This is a genomic window from Helicobacter macacae MIT 99-5501 (assembly GCF_000507845.1).
GTDB classification, from domain to species: domain Bacteria; phylum Campylobacterota; class Campylobacteria; order Campylobacterales; family Helicobacteraceae; genus Helicobacter_B; species Helicobacter_B macacae.
Genome location: NZ_KI669454.1, coordinates 1,042,888 through 1,062,607, shown reverse-complemented (window position 1 = coordinate 1,062,607; position 19,720 = coordinate 1,042,888). Strand labels below are relative to the sequence as shown.

At 41.4% G+C, this 19,720-nt stretch carries 17 protein-coding genes; 6 read left to right on the top strand and 11 right to left on the bottom strand.

What is annotated here, in order from left to right; translation table 11 throughout:
- Positions 1-50 precede the first annotated feature (50 nt).
- The 5 genes from pyrC to HMPREF2086_RS04645 form a co-directional block, all read right to left on the bottom strand.
- A complete protein-coding gene (gene pyrC, locus HMPREF2086_RS04665) occupies positions 51-1,214 on the bottom strand; it encodes a dihydroorotase (protein ID WP_023927609.1) in 1,164 nt (387 codons plus the stop codon).
- Between the two features lie 70 nt (positions 1,215-1,284).
- A complete protein-coding gene (locus HMPREF2086_RS04660; protein ID WP_023927608.1) occupies positions 1,285-2,052 on the bottom strand; it encodes an energy transducer TonB in 768 nt (255 codons plus the stop codon).
- A 9-nt stretch (positions 2,053-2,061) separates the two neighbouring features.
- Positions 2,062-3,432, bottom strand: a complete 1,371-nt coding sequence (locus tag HMPREF2086_RS04655; protein WP_023927607.1) for a hypothetical protein — start codon at positions 3,430-3,432, stop codon at positions 2,062-2,064.
- Positions 3,433-3,461: 29 nt separating this feature from the next.
- The gene (gene fliN / locus HMPREF2086_RS04650; protein WP_023927606.1) at positions 3,462-3,827 is read right to left on the bottom strand and encodes a flagellar motor switch protein FliN; all 366 of its coding nucleotides are present in this window, start codon (positions 3,825-3,827) and stop codon (positions 3,462-3,464) included.
- 74 nt (positions 3,828-3,901) lie between these two features.
- Entirely contained in the window at positions 3,902-4,315 is a 414-nt protein-coding gene (locus HMPREF2086_RS04645; RefSeq protein ID WP_023927605.1) for a chemotaxis protein CheX, read from the bottom strand.
- Between the two features lie 68 nt (positions 4,316-4,383).
- Here HMPREF2086_RS04645 and HMPREF2086_RS04640 point away from each other — a divergent pair, with 68 nt between their 5' ends.
- A complete protein-coding gene (locus tag HMPREF2086_RS04640; protein ID WP_034560376.1) occupies positions 4,384-4,581 on the top strand; it encodes a hypothetical protein in 198 nt (65 codons plus the stop codon).
- Positions 4,582-4,674: 93 nt separating this feature from the next.
- On the opposite strand, the gene nth is transcribed toward HMPREF2086_RS04640, so the two are convergent.
- A complete protein-coding gene (gene nth, locus HMPREF2086_RS04635) occupies positions 4,675-5,412 on the bottom strand; it encodes an endonuclease III (protein WP_023927604.1) in 738 nt (245 codons plus the stop codon).
- A gap of 103 nt (positions 5,413-5,515) precedes the next feature.
- Entirely contained in the window at positions 5,516-5,806 is a 291-nt protein-coding gene (locus HMPREF2086_RS04630; protein ID WP_023927603.1) for a FeoA family protein, read from the bottom strand.
- Between the two features lie 211 nt (positions 5,807-6,017).
- Between HMPREF2086_RS04630 and HMPREF2086_RS04625 the strand changes: the two genes are divergently transcribed.
- On the top strand, positions 6,018-7,529 hold the full coding sequence (locus HMPREF2086_RS04625) for a hypothetical protein (RefSeq protein WP_023927602.1): 1,512 nt from the start codon (positions 6,018-6,020) through the stop codon (positions 7,527-7,529).
- Between the two features lie 108 nt (positions 7,530-7,637).
- Here the strand turns inward: HMPREF2086_RS04625 and bioD are convergent, their stop codons facing one another.
- The 4 genes from bioD to hemW form a co-directional block, all read right to left on the bottom strand.
- Complete coding sequence (bioD, locus tag HMPREF2086_RS04620) at positions 7,638-8,417, bottom strand: ATP-dependent dethiobiotin synthetase BioD (RefSeq protein ID WP_023927601.1); 780 nt, start codon at positions 8,415-8,417, stop codon at positions 7,638-7,640.
- Positions 8,418-8,514: 97 nt separating this feature from the next.
- Positions 8,515-9,213, bottom strand: a complete 699-nt coding sequence (locus HMPREF2086_RS04615) for a uroporphyrinogen-III synthase (RefSeq protein WP_023927600.1) — start codon at positions 9,211-9,213, stop codon at positions 8,515-8,517.
- Between the two features lie 135 nt (positions 9,214-9,348).
- Positions 9,349-10,227: a transporter substrate-binding domain-containing protein gene (locus tag HMPREF2086_RS04610; RefSeq protein WP_023927599.1), complete on the bottom strand. Its 879-nt coding sequence runs from the start codon at positions 10,225-10,227 to the stop codon at positions 9,349-9,351.
- A 199-nt stretch (positions 10,228-10,426) separates the two neighbouring features.
- Positions 10,427-11,806 (bottom strand): radical SAM family heme chaperone HemW, encoded by a 1,380-nt coding sequence (hemW, locus tag HMPREF2086_RS04605; RefSeq protein ID WP_023927598.1) that lies wholly within the window; start codon positions 11,804-11,806, stop codon positions 10,427-10,429.
- A gap of 294 nt (positions 11,807-12,100) precedes the next feature.
- On the opposite strand from hemW, the gene bamA reads away from it, so the two are divergent.
- From bamA to gatB, 4 genes are all read left to right on the top strand, one after another.
- The gene (gene bamA, locus HMPREF2086_RS04595; protein ID WP_023927597.1) at positions 12,101-14,767 is read left to right on the top strand and encodes an outer membrane protein assembly factor BamA; all 2,667 of its coding nucleotides are present in this window, start codon (positions 12,101-12,103) and stop codon (positions 14,765-14,767) included.
- Between the two features lie 444 nt (positions 14,768-15,211).
- Positions 15,212-16,258 (top strand): dehypoxanthine futalosine cyclase, encoded by a 1,047-nt coding sequence (locus HMPREF2086_RS04590; RefSeq protein ID WP_023927596.1) that lies wholly within the window; start codon positions 15,212-15,214, stop codon positions 16,256-16,258.
- Positions 16,259-18,088, top strand: coding sequence for a M16 family metallopeptidase (locus HMPREF2086_RS04585; RefSeq protein WP_023927595.1), 1,830 nt, complete (start codon positions 16,259-16,261; stop codon positions 18,086-18,088). It begins immediately after the preceding gene.
- Positions 18,089-18,173: 85 nt separating this feature from the next.
- The gene (gene gatB, locus HMPREF2086_RS04580) at positions 18,174-19,646 is read left to right on the top strand and encodes an Asp-tRNA(Asn)/Glu-tRNA(Gln) amidotransferase subunit GatB (RefSeq protein WP_023927594.1); all 1,473 of its coding nucleotides are present in this window, start codon (positions 18,174-18,176) and stop codon (positions 19,644-19,646) included.
- Positions 19,647-19,720 lie beyond the last annotated feature (74 nt).

Genomic DNA, 19,720 nt, shown 5'->3' with positions numbered 1-19,720 from the left:
ATTATGCCTTTAAGTGATTTTGCGAGTTTGCTAGGCGGGCTATAAGCAATTTAGCAGAGTTTCCACCCTACTTGCTCGCCTGCGCGAAATGGAATAACACACTCTGTGGCAAACTTATCATAATCGCTAGATTTTGTAAAATCACATTCTTTAGCGTGGCTTGCTTTTGTGTCGTGCGAGCTAGATTTGATATGCACGACATTTGGAATCGCGTTTGTAGATTTTTCTAGCGTGATGATTTTTGGTGGAAGCGAGGAAAAGTGGGATTGTAGCTCATAGATTTTCATCGCATTATCACTTACAAAGGCTTGCAAATTCTGCAAGCAATCGTGTGCTTCAAAAAACTCCGCTAACTGCTCCAAAAGACACGGTGCGCTAAAAATCCCTGCCGCACCTTGTGTGAGTTTGGCATACAAGCTATGCGGAGCAGAGTCAGAGCCAAAGCTAACTTTTGGATTTGCACTCAAAGCATATCGTGCCAAAGCCTCCCTATCTATCACGCGCTTTAGCACGGGCTTGCAAAAATAATGAGGCTGCAAACTCCCGCCTATAAGTGCGCTAATATCAAGTGTGATATGGTGTAGCGTAAGAGTGGCATAAATGTTGTCAAACTCTTCTAAAAGTGGCAAAGAGCGGTGGTCGCTAAGGTGCTCAATGATGATTTTTAGTCTGGGATAATGCGAGGCAATATAGGCAAAAATCTCGCCAAACTCATATTCTCTTTGCAAAGCCTCCCCCGCGCTCTCCCCGTGTATGCAAAGTATCATACCCAAGTCCTGCGCACAAGCAAAAATATCACGCATTTTTTGACTAAGGATAGATTTTACGCCGCTTTCACTCCCTGTGGTAGCACCTTTTGGATAAAGTTTTAGAATCCTATATCCGTTCTTAGCACATTTTTCTAGCTCATCTAGGCTAAGATTATCGGTAATATACAAAGCCAAAAATGGATAAAAATTTTTGATTGTGGGTTGTGTGTCTTGCTGTGTTTTTTTTGATTGCTTTTGTTGGTGTTTTGAGAGAAAATCTAGCGCGTCCAAAATCCTACTTTTATACGCATTAGCCAAATCTAGCGAATCGATTGGGGGATTTAGATTTGGCATTATCAGTGCACCCGCAAACCTACTCGCACTAAAGTGTAGCACGGATTTTAGCATAGCTTCATCGCGTAAGTGCAAGTGCATATCAAGCGGGTTTGTAAGTTTTAAGCGCATATTTCTCCTTGTAAAATTTATGGCTAGATTTTTAGGTTTTTGATTTGCTTGCAAGTCCTTGAAGTAAAATCTAGTGCAGTTTATAAGTGATATGAAATCTAATAAGCGTGCGTTTTTTGGGACGAGGATAATCTTTGAAAGCAATTCGTATGGTTTTTGTAGAATTATCATCAAGTAGCTTATACTTGGAGCTGCGAATAAGCCTAAGCCCCTCTATGTCGCCATTTGGTAGGAGGTAAAATTCTACGGCATTTTCTCCCTGCTGTCCTAGATAGCCCGCAGCTTGTGGGTATTCTAAGTAGCTTTGGGTTATGCGAGCGATTTGTCGTAGATTGCTCGTTACGAAGTCTTTTTCCTCACTGCCCAAATCCCCCCATTCTCGTCCATACAGCTCGCTAATAGCACGCGAAGTAGTGCGGTCTCTCGCTTTGGAAGGTTGCTGTGCGGGTTGGCTCATTTGGTTTAAAGATTGATATGTTTTTTTGGATTCTTGCTTTGGGAGTGGCACTCTTTTGCTTTGTCTTTGCTCTCTATACTCCGCTTCTTGAGTATTTGGCGTGGGCTTAGATGGAGGGGTTGTCGGTGCGCTATCTGGACTTGCAAGAGAGGGTGGTGTCATTCCCTCTTTGTTGTCGTTTTTATCTAGGCTATCCCCACGCTTTAGAAACAAAATATTTTCTAGTTCGACTTTGTGGAGTTTTGGCTTTTTTAGCTGCTCGTTTATAAACCAAACTATCGCTATGATACAGCAATGCAAAACAACAGACAAAAGCAAAGAAACCCAAAATCTATCCTCGCTATTGCTATACCCCACACTAAGAGCTTCTGCTTGTCTCATAGTCTATTCTCATCTTTTGCCACTTTTTAGTGCGTCCCAAAAATCTTGATTGAAAGAATTTTCATTTCCAATGGTAAGCGATTCTAGTGGAGAGGGCTTTGGCACGGCTGCTTGAGGAGTAGCACTTCTAGGCTTAGCACTTGGCTTTGGTGTGGCTAGGGAGGGGGAGGATAGCGCAGAGGGGGTAGCTGCTACCCTTGAAGCACTTTGGGAAGTGCTTGGGGTGGATTTTAGGCGAGATTGAGTGGATTTTGGCTCGCCTAGTGATTCTAGCACAGAGCCTACGGTAAGTGGTTTTGCAGAGAGAGAAGCTCCACTACGAGGGATTTTGTCAATCAAAATATTATTTTTCTCGCCCAAAAGCACCATATAAAAATAGTCTTTTGTTTCAAAGATTACGACTTTGTTTTTGCTATCAATTTGACTTTGGGAAACGACCTTTAGCGAAGCATTTGCACTGCCACTTCTGCGAATGAGATAGCGCAGTAGCAGCAAAAGCGCAATCACAAAAGCAAATACGGCTAGATATAGTGCATAATCGCTTGCGTTAAACTCCGCACCTTGTGCGATAGCAGCCCAATTAAACAAGTTATCATCTTGGGCATTTTTGGCATTTTGAGAATTTGCTTGACTTGGCTTCGCGCTAGGCTGCAAGGCAGAATCAAGCCCTATATCTGTCCTTGTTTGCGTGTTTTGCGCTGTGTAAGCAAATGGATTTGCACCATTTGGAGAATCACTAGATATTTGAGAAATCTTATTAGAAATCTTTGAAGCCTGCAAATCACTAAAAACTTCCTCTATGGGAGTGGCTTTTAGCGTAGGAGTAGTGGATAACAAAGAATCTAGCACTTGAGAATCCGCCGCATAAAAGCTAAGTCTAAGCGTGCTTTTATCCTTAGAAATACTTGGTTTTAGATAGTAGCGTTTGCGACCTTTTGCGTTTATGTAGAGATTGTTATTGTGCGGGATAATCTCTAGCTTAGAAATAGGCGAGTTAGCAAAAGATTTGCTCCACTTCTCTTGCAAGCCCACGCTAGAAATCACACTAAGTCGCTCATCTGCGATAGTGGCACTCCCCACTTCGCCTCTAAAGCTAGAATCTAATAACAACAAAACATCAAGTCTATCTTGTGCCGAATCGGGATATGCTTGGATTTGTTTTACGATTGAGAGATTTTGCGAGGTTTTGGAATCAGCAAAGGCAAAGGATAAAAAAAGTGCGTTTAGTATAAATAGTGCAAAAAACAAGAAAGCGCAAAGAGTGCTACCAAAAGCACTGCCAAAAAAGCCAAAAAAAGCTAGTCGCGCTCTTTTAAAGCACCAAAAATCATCAAAAAAGTTATGAAAAATTTTGCTGAAGTTATTTTGCTCAAATAGCATCTTTCCCCTTTGTTTGCTTTTTGTAGGGCTTATTCGTAAGGACTTGTCCTAGCGATATAGTAGATTATCGCATTGGAATCTAGGATTTCATTTAGGCGAATCGCTAGGCTTCTTTCATACACCATTACTTCGCCTTTGCCTACTATTCTGCCATTTACAAACACATCTATACTCTCCCCTGCTGGCTTTTGCAAATCAATGATTGAGCCTTTTTCAAACTTTAGTATTTCTGCAAGCGGAATCTTAGTAGAGCCCAAATCGGCGGTAAAAACCACACCCATATCAAGCAATCCCTCATAATCCTCCATCATCTCTTCTAGATATGTAGCAAGCTCGATTTCCTCTGGAGTGTGGGTGCGCTTTCTATCAAGGATAGATTTTTGCTCTTTTGCCATTTTTGTCCTTAGCTGTTTTGTTTAGCTCGTTTTAAGCTATTGTATTTGCGCTATTTTGCGGAATTGCAGATTTGCTAGTCTTTGTTTCGCATAAAGATACTGCAATGCCCGCCACCTTTTAAGCGAAAATGCAAGCCGTGATTGTAGTTTTTTATCACGCGCACGCCGAGATATTGTGGTGTGGAGATAGTGAAATTTTGGTTTTTATTTTGTGCTAAAACTTTTGCGTGCCCTACTACGAGATTTGCAAGCTCTTTTGCCATATCTTCTAGTGCTTCTAAGCTAGGATTTTCCTCGCCCAAAAAATTCTCACACATAAAGTGCAAAAACTTCTTATTAAACACAAGATAGACTTCTAGCTCGCGTTGCCTGCTAAAAGTATCTATCGAGGCTAGATACCCTCTTTTCACGGGGATTATGGATTCTTGTGGGGAAACTCCGATAGAGTTGTTGATGACTTCAAAAAAGCTTTCTTTGATGATTTCCATTGTGTCCTGTCCTTTTGTGTCATAAGTAGCTTAATTTAGCACTAGATTGCTTCTCTTAAGCGCAAAATATGCTTGTCATTATATCATTATTAGGCTACTTGCAACGCCTTTTTGCAAAATTTCGCACAAAATTTGGACAAAATCTATGCAAAATCCAGCGCAAAAACAACATAACAAAAATCCACACGAAAATCAAACACAAAACCCAAAGAAAATCTCCACACAAACACACTAAACTACACACCAAATCCATAAACAAAACCTAGCAATATTTGTGCCTTTTTGGGATTTAGCCACATATAGTGTGCAAAATTCTACGCATAACATTCATCAAAAGACTCATCAAAATTCATCGCCTTTTACGCAGGCTTAAAATTGCTTTTGCTTAGGCAAAATTCTTGCAAAAAGCACTGCTGGCATAGTGGCTTTACTGCTTTGCAAATGTATCTCCCAAATAGCACAAATGCTTGGTGTAGCGTGGCTAGATTGTCCCTAAAGGCGTTTGTCAAGTCCGCTTCTGTATCTAGCGGGCTTTTTGCATTGCTTAGTCCTAGTCTATGGGCTACGCGAAAGCAGTGCGTATCTACCGCCATTACATTTGCTTCTTGGCTTTCTATCAGCACGACATTTGCGGTTTTTTGCCCCACACCTGCGAGAGATTTTAGCTCCTCTTGAGTGGTTGGGATTTCCCCGCCAAATCTATCCATTACTTGCGTTGCCATTTTGATTAGATTTGTAGCTTTGTTGTTAAAAAACGAAACAGATTTTATAATTTCTTTTAGCTCATCAATGTTTGCTTGAGAGAGTGCGGCAGGTGTGGGATAGCTAGCAAAAAGTGCAGGTGTAACGATATTTACACGCTTATCAGTGCATTGGGCAGAGAGCATCACACATACCAAAAGCTGATATGTGTTTGCATAGACTAGCTCTGTTTTTGCATTTGGGTAGTGGGATAAGAAGCGAGACTTGATAGTGGCAATGTCGCTAGGCTTTATGGTAGTTTTTGATTTGTTGGATTGTGTCTTTTTGGATTGCAGTGCTTTGGATTGTGTGGAGGATTTTTGGTTTGCTAGTTTTTTGTTTGATAAAGCACACATTCTTGCCCTTTTTTAGATTTTGCAAATCTTTTAGATTACTGCTAATTGCTTTTACAAAGATTTTGCAAAATCATATCACAAAAATCTATCTAGCTAAAAATTTCTAGCGATGAATGGGCTCGACAAAAATCAGCTTTGCTTCCTCCCCGCGCAGTGCGACAAGCGTTTGGTTTACTTGTATAGATAGTGTAGCTTTGTTTGGTGCGGCACATAGTATCGTGCAAAGCGCACCACGCACGACACCAAAAGAAGCAAGCCTCTCTTTGATAGCTTGGTTTGTGAAATGGATAGAAGTGATTTTGTAGCAGTGATTTGGCTTGCACTCATCAAGTGTGATTGCATTTAGCGTGGTTGTCTCTAGTGTGTCTAGTGCATTTGCTGTGTTTGAAGTCATTTTGCCCTCTTTGCTTTTTAGATTTTTTATAAATTTCATAACTTGGGAGTGTAGCATTTATTTTCAAATAAAATCAAAAAAAACCCAAACTTTTATCATAATTTTTATCATTATGCGTTTATACAAAAATGCTAATATTACTCATAAATATTTTCAAATTATGAAAATACACACAAAAAATAGACAAAAGTCTAAAAAAAAGGAAATGAAAATGTCTGCTTATGGTTTTAAAAGTTTTAAAAACTCCTTGCCAAAAGTGCTTACTCTATCTGTCCTTGTGGCTTTTAGCCATTTTTGCTTAGGTGCTAAGGTGCTAGATTCTATCTCGCAAAATCCCACTCTGCAAAATGACGCCACACAAGATTCCACCGCCACAGATTCTACTCCCATAGATTCTACCTTGATAGAGTCTGCAAACTCGCAAGATTTTGTAGACTCTCCCATTTCGCGCGTGCAGCCCACACAATCATCACAAGATTCACAAGCCTTGCAATCCTCACAACCCACAATAATCGCCCAAATCCTAAATCGCACACAATTCTATGGACACATTGGCACATTTGGCAAATCCTCTTTTGGCAAACACAGAGATTCCTACCTCACACTACACTTCGCTGCAAATCTCTCTTATGATTTCTATGCCAAAAATGACCATTTGCTAAACGCCACCATAGGCATTTGGGGGGCTACTTCACTTCTAGGTGGAGCACTGCGACACAACGCACACGAATATCTTGGCAACCATATCGGAGATGAAGTCGGCAATGATTGGAATAACAACAACGCATTCTTGCGCTACTCATATAGGGGCTTTAGCGTGCAAGCAGGGAGGTTTGATGCGCTGGTGGATTGGGTAGGGGAGCATATGCAAGGGGCGCATATCGCTTATGATTTCAAATACGGCGAAATCTATGGCGCGTGGGTAAATGAATACGCTCACTCAAGTCGCGAAGAAACAAGCAATTTTGTGGAATTCAAAGAGCTGTATTATGGCGGAAATGAATTTGTGCTAGGAGTGAAACTTGGGCGTGGGGAATACCGCTTGGGCGATATATATGCCTACTATCTTACGGATTTTTTCTATATGCTGGGGGCTAAGATTTCCCAAGATATTGCGCTTGGTAGCTCGCCCTTTAGCCTAAATATTTTAGCGCACGGCAACTATCTATCCTCACAGCGCAAAGGCTGGGCAATCGGCTCTATCAACGAATCTAGAAAACTAGGCGATACTTATCTCATTACCCTGCAGCCAAGCATAAGCTATGAGAAATCTAGAGTGGCATACAAGCTAGGCATAGGCTATGCTCGCACGGGAGCAAATGACTTTCTCCAAGCGCATATGGGAGGAAATCTATACATATTTGAAGCAGAAGATGAAACGCCATTTATGTATAATGTCATCGCACCCGGTGGCTACCATAACGGCACTCAACAAACAAATATGTTTCAAGGAAATACTGATTCTTGGTGGGGGTTTGGTGCACTAAAGATAAATCCTGTGGTTTTTAGCCTCACGGCACGACATTCCAAAGGCACAGAAAAAAGAAGTCTAGGAGGCGAGCAACTCCAAATCGCACTTGGCTTTGGGTGGAATATCTACAAAGGCTTGCACTTAGGCTTAGTAGGTGTGTATATGGAGCAAAAAATGCGCGATGAACCAAGCGCACCCACAAACACAAGCTATGGAAAGGCGTTTTTGGAATATCGATTTTTCACACCCTAAAGATTTTGTATAAATTTTGCGCAAAAAATTTTACAATGTTTTTTTGCGAGATTTTTTAGTGGATTTTGTGTTGATTTTTTGTGCTTTTAGATTTTGACTAGATTTTGCCTAAAATCCAAAATCCACTTTCTCACTTATTTCTTCATACAGCACCTCTGCACTATGCACAAAATCATCTACCCTATCTTCAAAAAAGGGCAGATGCACGATAGGCACAAGCGCGTAATCGCTGATAAATCTATCAATCAAATCACTCTCATTTGCCAAATCATCTTGCGCAGAATCTCTGCCACTCATCACAAGGCATAGCACTTTTATGTTAGCTTGCTTTAATGCTTGCAAGCTAAGCAAAATGTGATTTATACACCCTAGATAATATCGCCCCACAAGCACGGTCGCAACAGGATTTTCTCGCATAAAGTCAATCATACAGCAGTGCTCATCAAATGGTGTGTATAGCCCACCTGCTAGCTCAATAAGGCAGTTTTCATCTTGTGGCAAAGGGATTTTGTCATAGTAAATATTTTCGCGGATTTTGGCTATGTGTGGGGAAGTGGGAGTGGCTAGACTTATGCCCTCTTTATGAATTTTTGCTTTATGAATCTTTGTTTGATTGATTTTTGTTTGGCAAATCTTTGTTTGAGAATTGTTTGCCATTTTTGTGTCGCTATTGTTTTTTTGATTTTTATGCCTTATGGTGCTTACACTATGGTGTTTGCACTCTTTGTCTTGCGATAGCTTTAGTAGCTCGCTTACGCGCTGTGTATCTGTGGGTGTGCCTGCTTGGATAAGTTTGAAATAGCTATAACCAAACGCCTTACAAAATGCCGCACTAAAGTGGGTTTTGCCCGCGTCTGTGTGGATTCCTGCGACATAGATTTGTGCCATTTATACCCCTTACATTACAAGATTTTATAGCTTTTCACAACTCATTTTTGCCAAATCTCAAAAACGCAAGAATCCAAAGCTGCTCAAAAAAAACTATTTACGGATAAATATGTGCGATTTCTTGGGCAAACTCCACACAGCTCTCAATACTTTGCTTTGGAGCGACATATCGCGTGATTTCCTTTGCTAGCACACCAAAAGTCGTCATTCCAATAGCGATAGCCACATAGCTTCCATCCCAGCCAAAATTTTGCACAAACGAGTAGTAATTGCTCGGTGCGGTAAATATCACAATAGAGCGAGGAGCGGGCTTTAGCTCTTGGGGGAGGATTTTGGTTTTGTTTTCATAGGCGATGACTTGCTTTAGGGAGACTTTTGCTTCGCTTAGTCTCTCATCAAGCCTTGATACGATTTTTTTGGCGCGGATATAAAGCGCGTTTTTGCCTTTTAGCTTTTCTACTAACTCATTTGCAAATCCCTCTCCGTGCGAATCAGGCGAGATATACTCAAGGGTGAAGTTGTATTTTTGCAAGCTTTGTGCGCTACCTGCCCCGATGACAAAGCTAGGGATTTGATAAAACTCACTCATTTGCGGGCGAGAATCTATCTCTTTGGCAAGGGCTTTTATGGCGTGCTTGGAAGTGAAAATGAGAGCTTGAATATCTCGTTTTGGATTTGCAGGAGATATATGTGCTTCGATAAGTGCGCTATGTAGTGGAAAATGCACTATTTCATTTACCACCAAAGTCTTTATATCTCTAAATGGTTTAGAATTTACTAGCACGATTTCACGCATTTATAGCCTTTTGTGCTTTTGGGGTCAAATCCAAATATAGCGAGAATGCAAAAGTGTGCCAAAAAGCGCACTATTGCCAATCCTTAATAAAGCATATAAATCTCTACGACTCTACGCGACTATCTATAAAAATCCCTACAAATATGAAGTGATGATTTTCTCTAGCGTGCCGTCATTTTTGATTTCATCTAGGGCTTTTTGTATGGATTCTTTTAGTTTGGTTTTTGATTTGTTGATAGCTATGCCGTATTGCTCTTGTGTGAGCCTAAAAGGCAAAAGAGTGGCGTTAGGATTCCACCAAGCCCTAGAAAGCACGGTAGCTACCATTTCATCAATTATCATAATATCTACTTGAGAGTGTTGCAGTGCTTTCATAGCGACAGAAGCATTAGAATATGCTTTCACTTCTGCGTTTTGAAACCCGCCAAAGTCCAGCTCCTTATCGCCTGCGGCAAAAAAATGCCCTGTCGTGCCTACGGCTACGGCGATTTTTATGTCTTTTATGGAAGCGATTTTTTCTAGTAGCTCATCTTTGCTAGCGATATTTATGAAGCGAGAATCTCCTTTTTTGACTATGGCTACTTGACTTGCTTCATAATAGGGTGTGGTAAAATCCACCATTTTTTCGCGTGTAGGGTTTATAGTTATTGCGCTTATAGCAATGTCTGCTGTGCCACTGCTTGTAGCCACGATGATAGAATCAAACTTCATCTTTTTTATCTCTAGTTGTTTATTTAGTCGCTTGGCTATCTCTCTTGCTATATCAATGTCAATCCCTCTAACCTCTTCGCCCTCCATAAACTCAAATGGACGAAACTCCGCAGCAGTCGCCATAGTAATCGTGCTACTATCTTTGCAGCCTTGCAAGCAAAGCAAAGAAATCATCGCAGCACCAAATAAAAATGGTAAAGACATTTTTGGTATTTTTATAGAGTAAAATCTCAAAGTAAAATTGTTTAAGCAAAATCTTGTGAAGTAAAATAAACGAAATCTTGTGAAGTGTTGAAATCTCATTAAATCTCCCTTGCGCAGTGATTTTTTAGTAGCGATTTTGATGAAGCGATTTTTGGTGTGAAATCTTTGCTTTGTTTGCAACGATTTCATAAAAGCATAAAATTTTGCTCGCATAAAATTGAGAAATTTTAGGCAATGCAAAAAGCACGATTATACCCAAAAAGCACGATTATGTCAAAGCAAAAAAACAAACAAATCCCTAATGGCTTGTGATATATAGAGCTATCTCATCGGCTAAAAAAAAATCTTTAGAATGTAGTGTATTTCCTCTCAAAGTGCATTTTTTCTCTCTCAAAAGGATTGCCACTCTAGCAGGATTTATGAGATGATTTAGGGCATTTGTGATATTTCGCTCCAAATCACTCAAAGACTTGGTGCAATTTTTTGTGATAAAGTCTTTATAAAAATTTTTGCTAGATTTTGCGGCAGATTTTAGCACTTTTGCGCTACAAGTGCTAAAATGAGAGCTCAAATCACGCAAAATCTGCTCCCCTAGTGCAACCCCAACTTCACTTCTAAATCCCAAAAACACTCTCTCAAACGCCAAATCCTCTACACTCAAATCCTCGCACTCTTTTTGCAAAGGATAAGCTATATATCTATCTAGCTCTTTTGCCCCACTATATCGGCACTGCCCTACCCTGCCTACTGCTGAAACCCCGCAAGCTAGGTATTCTTCTCCACGCCAATAGCTAAGATTGTGCAGGCTTTTTGAGTGAGAATCTTTGCAAAAGCTAGATACTTCATATTGGCTAAATCCGCTTTTTTCTAGCTCTTCGCACACGATTTTACTCATATCGCTAGAAGCTATTTCCGTGCTAGAGAAATCCAAATCCCTAGAATCATCAAAACTACGCACTTCGCCACTCATTTTAGATTCTAGTTTGGCATATTTATTAGCATTTTTTGCCCCTTGCTCATACATTAGACAATACGCCGAAATATGCGAGATGGGCAAACTCACAGCTTTTGCCACTTCACGCTTTAGCACCGTGCTAGAATCTAGTGGCGTGCCATAGATTAAGTCAATGCTTGAATACTTAAATCCACTTGCTAGCTCTAAAGCTTTGGCTATGTCTTTTTGCGTGTGGCTTCTACTTAAGAAGCGAAGTTTATCGCTCTCAAAACTTTGCACCCCCATACTTATACGATTTACTCCAAAAGAGCGCAGTGCTTCACACCAATTTTTACTTAAGCAATTTGGATTTGCTTCAATAGTAATTTGTGCGTCTTTTGTGATTGTGGCATTATCAAAAATCGCGCCAAAGATTCTCTCATAATCGCACTCATCTAGCGTATTTGGCGTGCCTCCACCGATATAGATAGAATCAAGCGTGAGTTTTTGGGTGTTTTGGGTGTTTGTTAGATTTTTAAGTTTTTTGGCATTTTTATCATTGCTAGAATTTTTGGCAAAACCCCCACGCGCACGATATTTCTGCAAAGAGTGAGAAATATCACAAATAAGCGCGTCTATATATCGCTTTTTTTGGCTAGCAAAATCTTGCCCTGCCACCACCGAACTAAACGCACAATACCCGCATTTGCTCTCACAAAAAGGAATATGAATGTATAAAACCATAATTCGCTCTCTTTATAATTGTTATTTTATCGCTCTTAAGTCCATTCTATTAAGCCCTCTACCGCAATTTTGTAAGCATTTCCTAAAGCACTTACAAAATAAAATCCAAGCGTAGCACAAAAAGCCAAAAGCCACACCCAAAACTTCGCAAAATATTTGCAAAATCCACTTAAAAACCAAAAAATTGCTAAAATCTTGCCAAATATCTTGCCAAATATGGTCAAAATAATACTTTGGGCTTGTATAATATCGACTTTTATTTTACTTATAGATTCTATGACAAAGGCATAAGCATTGCTTTGGTATTCTAATATTCTTACGACTTTTCTAGCTTATAGATTGGCTCACAAAAATGCTTGCAAAAAAGCAACTCACAAAGATTGCAAAACGCACGCGCTCGCCACTGCTAGCGAGACTATGCGCTTAGCATTATCTAGACTTACTTTGTGCGCCGCGCTTGCAAGCGCACTTTTTCTACCCTTATGCGCAAAAGACACTATCACTTCTATCAAATATGAGGGATTGCAGTCTCTATCCACTCACCTAGCCAACGAAATCGCAGACATAAAAGTAGGCGAAGAGCTAGATGAGGAAAAAATCGATTCTGCGGTAACGGATTTTTATGACCAAGGATATTTTAGCGACATTGTAGCGGAGTTTGATTCTGGTGTGCTGACATTTCACTTCGTAGAAAAGCCACGCGTAGCAGGTATAGAAATCAAAGGCTACGGAAGCGATAACGAAAAGCAAACTCTCCAAAACCAAATGGGAATCAAAAAAGGCGAAACTTTCGATGAGCAAAAGATAGAGCGCGCAAAGACTATCCTAAAAACCGTGCTTGAGTATCAGGGCTACTATGGCTCTCTAGTCAAAGAGGAGCTTACCAAAGTCAATGAGGGTGCTTACAATATCGTATTTAATGTAAATCGTGGGGAAAATATCCTAATCAAAAAAGCACACTATGAGGGTAGCCAAAAGCTAAAAAGAAACAAAATAGAATCCCTTAGTGCCAACAAGCAGCGCGACTTTATGGGCTGGATGTGGGGACTAAATGACGGCAAGCTACACCTCCAAGAGCTAGAATACGACTCGATGAGAATCCAAGATGTCTATATGCGCAATGGATTTTTGGACGCCAAAGTATCCTCGCCGTTTTTAAGTGCGAATTTTAACAACCTAAGAGCCGAGCTACACTACAACATAAGCGAGGGCAAGCAATACACCGTAAGCGACATCGTCATAAATATCGACAAAGAGGACATAGTCCCAAAAGAAAAGCTGCACAAAGCCTTGCAAGTCAAAAAAGGACAAGTTTTTAATATCGAGGATTTGCGCTCCGATGCACAGGTGCTAAAGCGACTTGTAGCGGACAAAGGCTATGCCTACGCCCAAGTGCGCCCCGACCTAGACAAAGAGGAGGGTAGCCAAAAAGCAGATGAGGCAAAAATCTCAAGCAAAGGCACAAAAAAACACCACAAGCTAGCTTCTAAAGAGGAGAAAGAGGAGAAAGAGGAGAAAGAGGAGAAAGAGGAGGCGGAAGGCTTGCGCAAAATCCAAGAAGAAGCACTACAAAAAGGCACGGTCAAGGTGCTATATCATATCGAAGTGGGCGAAAAAGTCCACATAAGTGATGTGCTTATCTCTGGCAATAACCGCACAAATGACAGAATCATACGGCGTGAGATTTTGCTAGCCCCCGGTGATGAATACAGCCTATCCAAAATCGCAGAATCCCAAAACGCTCTGCAAAGACTTGGGTTTTTTGAAAATGTCAAAATCGATGAAAGACGCGTAAGCGCGGATTCTATGGATTTGCTAATCACTGTAACAGAGGGCAGGACAGGACAGCTACAATTTGGACTAGGATATGGTAGCTATGGGGGGCTAATGATAAATGGCTCGATAAGTGAGCGAAATCTATTTGGCACGGGGCAGACAGGCTCTATATATGCAAATATCGCCACAGGTGGCAATGCCTATAATATAAATTATCTAGGACAACAACGCACTTTTACAGGGAGGCAATTCTCTGGAAATCTATCCCTAAGTAATCCGCGTATTTTTGACTCTCGCTACTCTACTTCTGCAAGCGTATATGGCAACTACTATGTAAACTATGTCTATATCGAGCAGAGCTTCGGGCTTAGCTTTAGCGTGGGGCGTATGCTATCCCCAACAGTGCGTGCTTCACTTGGCTATGATATAAATTGGGTAAATACATATGGATTTATAAGTGGCTTGTATGAGGATTTTTATAGTGATAGAATGTGGGGGAAAAGCTATATAGATGAGTGGCCTATGACTTCATCGCTTAGCCCAAGTATCAGCTTTGACAACACCGATGACTACTACTTCCCCAAAAATGGAATAATAGCTTCAGCCTATGCGCAGTTCAACGGACTTGGTGGCGATGTGCGCAATGTCAAGCTATATGGAAAAGCTGCCTTTTACTATCATCTAAAAAAGCACCTAAAAATCGACTTAATCGCTCGCTATAAGGTGCAAGGTGGCTATATTTTCCGCTTCAGTAGAAAAGACTTTTTGCCACTAAATAATACCTTTTATATGGGTGGGGTTACCACTATTCGTGGATTTCGCTCAGGCACGGTTTCGCCTATTGGACCTAATGGGCTATCTTGGATAGGTGGCGATGGTATGTTTACAAACTCCGTAGAGCTAAGCTATGGACTACTAGAAGCAGCAAAAATGCGCGTAGCACTATATGGAGACTATGGATTTTTGACTTATAGAAGTTTGGGTGGCGGAGTGGCAGATTTTCAAGGCTATGGTATAGTAGGCTCTGGGCAGTATGGTATGGAGTGGAGGGCAAGCATCGGTGCGGCTATCGAGTGGATAAGCCCTATGGGACCTATCGTGCTGATTTTCCCATTTAAGCTGTTTAATCAAAAACGGAGCGATTATACCTCGCAGTTTGAATTCTCAATGGGCACGAGATTTTGATGAGCAAGACTTTTATAATTGTTTGCTATCCCACTTGTGTATTTTGGGGGATTTTTTGCATTTTGCAATGTTTTGTTTGTGCTTTGTGTTATTTTGTCATAAGCTCACTTAATCTCTCCATTGCGAAGCAAAATCTTAAGCCCCCTCCCTTGCGAAGCAGAATCCAAAATAAGCCCCCTCCCTTGCGGAGGGGGTTTGGGGGTGGGTATCCCTTGCCCTACCCTTTGTCATATTGAGCGTTAGCGAAGTATCTCAAAAAAGATCTTTGCAAACATTGCAAGAGATTTTCGCTAACGCTCAATATGACAAATTAAACTCAATATAAAAAGTGAAAAACAAGCAAAAGACAAAGACAAGTAAAAAAACCAAACATAGCAAAATCTATGCAATACAATACCCAAAAGGCGAATCTAAAAAACAAGAAAAAATTCAAGGACAAAAGCAATGAAACGCTACACCGACAAAGAAATCAAACAACTAATGAAAGAAGCCACACTACGCGAGCTAGGGCAAGAAGCAAGCAAAGTCAAAGCAGAGCTTCACCCAAGCAAAACCACGACTTTTATCGTGGATAGAAATATTAACTATACAAATATCTGCTGGGTGGATTGCAAATTTTGCGCATTTAAGCGCAAGCTAGGGCAAGAGGGCGAATATATCCTTAGCTTTGAAGAGATTGACAAAAAAATCGAGGAGCTAATCGCTATCGGTGGCACACAGATTTTGTTTCAAGGTGGGGTGCACCCAAAGCTAAAGATTGACTACTATGAAAATCTAGTATCACATATCGCACAAAAATTCCCCACTATCACCATACACGGATTTTCTGCCATAGAGATAAACTATATCTCAAAAGTCTCTCATCTAAGTATCCCTGAAGTCTTAGAGAGGCTAAAAAAAGCGGGGCTTAGCTCTATCCCGGGAGCTGGAGCTGAAATCCTAAGCGATAGAGTGCGCGACATCATCGCCCCTCGCAAGCTGGACTCTGATGAGTGGATAGAAGTGCATCGCCAAGCCCACAAGCTAGATATAAAATCCACTGCGACTATGATGTTTGGCAGTGTGGATAATGATGATGACATTATCGAGCATTGGCGTAGGGTGCGGGATTTGCAAGATGAAAGCGGTGGATTTCGCGCGTTTATTTTGTGGAGCTTCCAGCCTGATAATACACCACTGCAAAAGGAACTCCCCCACCTCCAAAAAGCAAGCTCAAATCGCTACTTGCGCTTGCTAGCTTGCTCGCGCCTATACCTTGATAATGTCAAAAATATCCAAAGTAGCTGGGTTACGCAGGGTAGTCATATCGGGCAGCTTGCACTGCTATTTGGCGCAAATGACTTGGGAAGCACGATGATGGAGGAAAATGTCGTGGCTGCAGCTGGAGCTAGAAACTCAATGAATCAAGAAGAGATGATAGCACTTATCAAAGATGTGGGGGAAAATCCTGCTAAGAGGGATACGGCGTATAATATATTAGAGAGGTTTTAGATGAGAAGTTGTAGTTTTGAGGGTAATTTGGTTTTGGGGATTTTTGGCAATGTGTTTGCGCGTAGTTTTGGCAATTCGTCTTTGGGTATGCAATTTTCTCAATCCTTTTTCCGCGCTCGTCTTGATGAATTTTCACATTCTATCTGCGGCAGCACGAAAAAACGATTAAGCAAAGCCACACCGCAAAATACTTCGATTGTGGGCAGAAATAGTGAGCAAGATTTGCAAAAAAACTCAACCGCTTGTCATACTGAGCAAAGCGAAGTATCTCAAAAAAGTAAGCGTAGCAAAGTCTTGCTAAAATCCAAAAATAAGAGATATTTCGCTTTCCCTCAATATGACAAAAAAGACTCTTTGATAAAATCTAGTCTTTTTGCAAAAATAAAACATAGATTTTGCTTGCAAAGCCTATCAATCCTAACAAACACGCTAAAACCCCTCATCATAGGAGCTATCATAATGACAACCCAAGCAAACGCGCAAAATACAAAATCCACCACCACACTTACGCACACACAGATAAAAGGCGTCCAAATCCCCGTGATTTATGAGTATTCCGCGCTTATCCCTGCGGGAAATATCCAGCTAGTGTTTCAAGGCGGTGGCTCTATAAACTCTGATAAAATCGCACTAACCGCGCTAAAAGATGAAATCCTCTCGCTTGGCAGTAGCAAAAAGGGCAATGTAGGCTTTGCAAACGCACTTGAAGAGAAAGCTATCTCACTTAGTGCTAGCAGTGGCTCTCAAACGCTAAATTTCTACCTATCATTCCTAAAAGAATACCAAAAAGACGCCATAGACTTGCTAGGCGAGCTAATCCACCACCCAAATCTAAAAGAAATCAGCAAAGCAAAAACCGCGCTAAACGCAAGAATCCTAAGCAACAAAAGTGATTTTGACTACCTTGCTAGCGAGCTACTAAACAAGCAACTTTTTGCAGGCACGCCACTAGCCAATCCATCTCTAGGCACGCAAAAAGATGTAGAAGCTATAAGCAAAAAAGACATAAAAGCAAGCCTAGATTCTACCCTAAATCTTAGCAATGCTATCATCGTAGTAGGAGGGGACATAGAGCTAGAATCTACACTAAAAATGCTAGAATCTATCTTACAGGATTTACCAAATGGAGAGCCCTACACCAAAAAGCACTTTGAGGTAAGCACAAAGCCTAGCTTTGTGAGTGAAAACGCACCTACACAGCAGGCATATATCTACTTTGGCTCGCCACTAAAAATGCAAAATCTAAAAGAGGAGCGATACCTTGCAAGAGTAGCGGGGTTTATTTTGGGTGCGAGTGGGTTTGGCTCTAGGCTTATGGAGGAAGTGCGCGTAAAGCGCGGGCTAGCTTATGGTGCGTATTTCCGCTATGCCACAAGCTCGCTCATATCTTATGGCATAGGGCAGCTCCAAACCAAGCTAGAATCCCAAGATGAAGCTATAAAAGTCGTGCGCGAAGTGATAAGTGATTTTGTCAAAAACGGCGCAACACAAAAAGAGCTAGATGATGCAAAGAAGTTTTTGCTAGGGAGTGAGCCACTAGGCAACGAGACACTATCCCAGCGACTAGGGCGAAGTTTTAATGAATATTTTTTGGGACTTGAAATAGGATTTTATAAGCAAGAGCTAGAGTGGATAAAAAACCTTGAGCTAAAAACGCTAAATGCCTACATAAAATCCCATCCTGAAATAGCCGAGCTGACTTTTGGGGTAATCACACAAGAATCTAGCAAAGAGTCTAGCTCGCAAGGGGAATCCAAGCAAAAATCTCATAGCAATGCGAAAAAGGCAAAAGATACCGCCACAAAATCTAGTAAAAAGCAAAAGGGCTGAAGATTTTTGCTTAAGTAAAATCTTTTTGGCCTCAAAATCCACAATTTCAAAATTACCACAACTTGCAAAATCACAAGGAGAGAAAATGAGTGCAAACAATGACTTTGAAACGATTATCGGGCTGGAAGTCCATGTCCAGCTAAATACCAAAACTAAGATTTTTTGCTCTTGTGCTACGAGCTTTGGGGAGGAGCCAAATAAAAATGTCTGCCCCACTTGTCTAGCACTGCCCGGGGCGTTGCCCACTCTTAATAGAGAGGCGGTAAAAAAGGCGATTCAATTTGGCACAGCAATCGATGCGCAAATCAACCAAAACTCCATTTTCGCGCGAAAAAACTACTTTTACCCCGACTTGCCAAAGGCGTATCAAATCTCGCAATATGAGATTCCAATCGTGGGGCGCGGGAAAATCGAAATCGAGGTGGATTCTGAGTCCCAAAACCCGCGCCAAAAAGTTATCGGCGTTACTCGCGCCCACTTAGAGGAAGACGCGGGAAAAAATATCCACGAAAGCAATTTCTCCAAAGTCGATTTAAACCGCGCCTGCACGCCATTGCTAGAAATCGTAAGCGAACCAGATATGCGCTCTAGCGATGAAGCGGTAGCGTATCTTAAAAAACTCCACTCTATCGTGCGCTTTTTAGGCATTAGTGATGCCAATATGCAGGAGGGGAGTTTCCGTTGCGATGCCAATGTCAGCATACGCCCAAAGGACGATACCAAGCTATACACGCGCGTGGAAATCAAAAATCTCAATTCTTTCAAATTTATCCAAAAAGCAATCGAATATGAAGTGCAGCGACAGCGCGAAGCGTGGGAGGACGGCAAATATGAAAGCGAAGTCGTGCAAGAAACACGCCTTTTTGACACACAAAAGGGCGTTACGCGCTCTATGCGTGGCAAAGAGGAGGCTGCGGACTATCGGTATTTCCCTGACCCTGATTTACTGCCCGTGTTTATTGATGATGATTTAATGCGTGAAGGGCGCAATATCGCTGAAATGCCCGATGAGAAACGCGCTAGGTTCGTGCGTGATTTTGGGCTAAAGCCAAAAGACGCGGCAATGCTGACAAACGAGCTAGAACTCGCGCTTTACTTTGAATCAATGGTAACGAGTGGTGCAAGTGGCAAAGGCGCGTTTGTATGGCTTGGCAACGAGCTTTTGGGGCGATTAAAAGAGGGCAATACTTTGCAAACCTGCGGTGTGGATAGCGCGACTTTGGCTACGCTTGTCAAGCGTGTCGAATCAAGTGCGATAAGTGGCAAAAGCGGAAAACAGATTTTAGATGTTTTGGTAGAAAAGCGCGGTGTCAATGAGAGTGGCGCAAAATTAGAAGTTGATTCGCTAATTGATTCGCTAGGATTGGCGCAAGTCAATGATGATAGCGCGATTATAAGCGCAATCGAATCTGTGCTAAGCGCAAATGCCGACAAAGTCGCAGAGTATAAAAGTGGCAAGGACAAGCTCTTTGGCTTTTTTGTAGGGCAGGTGATGAAAAACGCAAAAGGCGCAAATCCCGCAAGAGTGAATGAACTGCTAAAAGAAAAACTAGGGTAAATTTAAGGTATGACGAATCTTAAATGGGATTAAACGCTAGGATTTTTTAGGCAAAATTTAGATTATGAAATTTT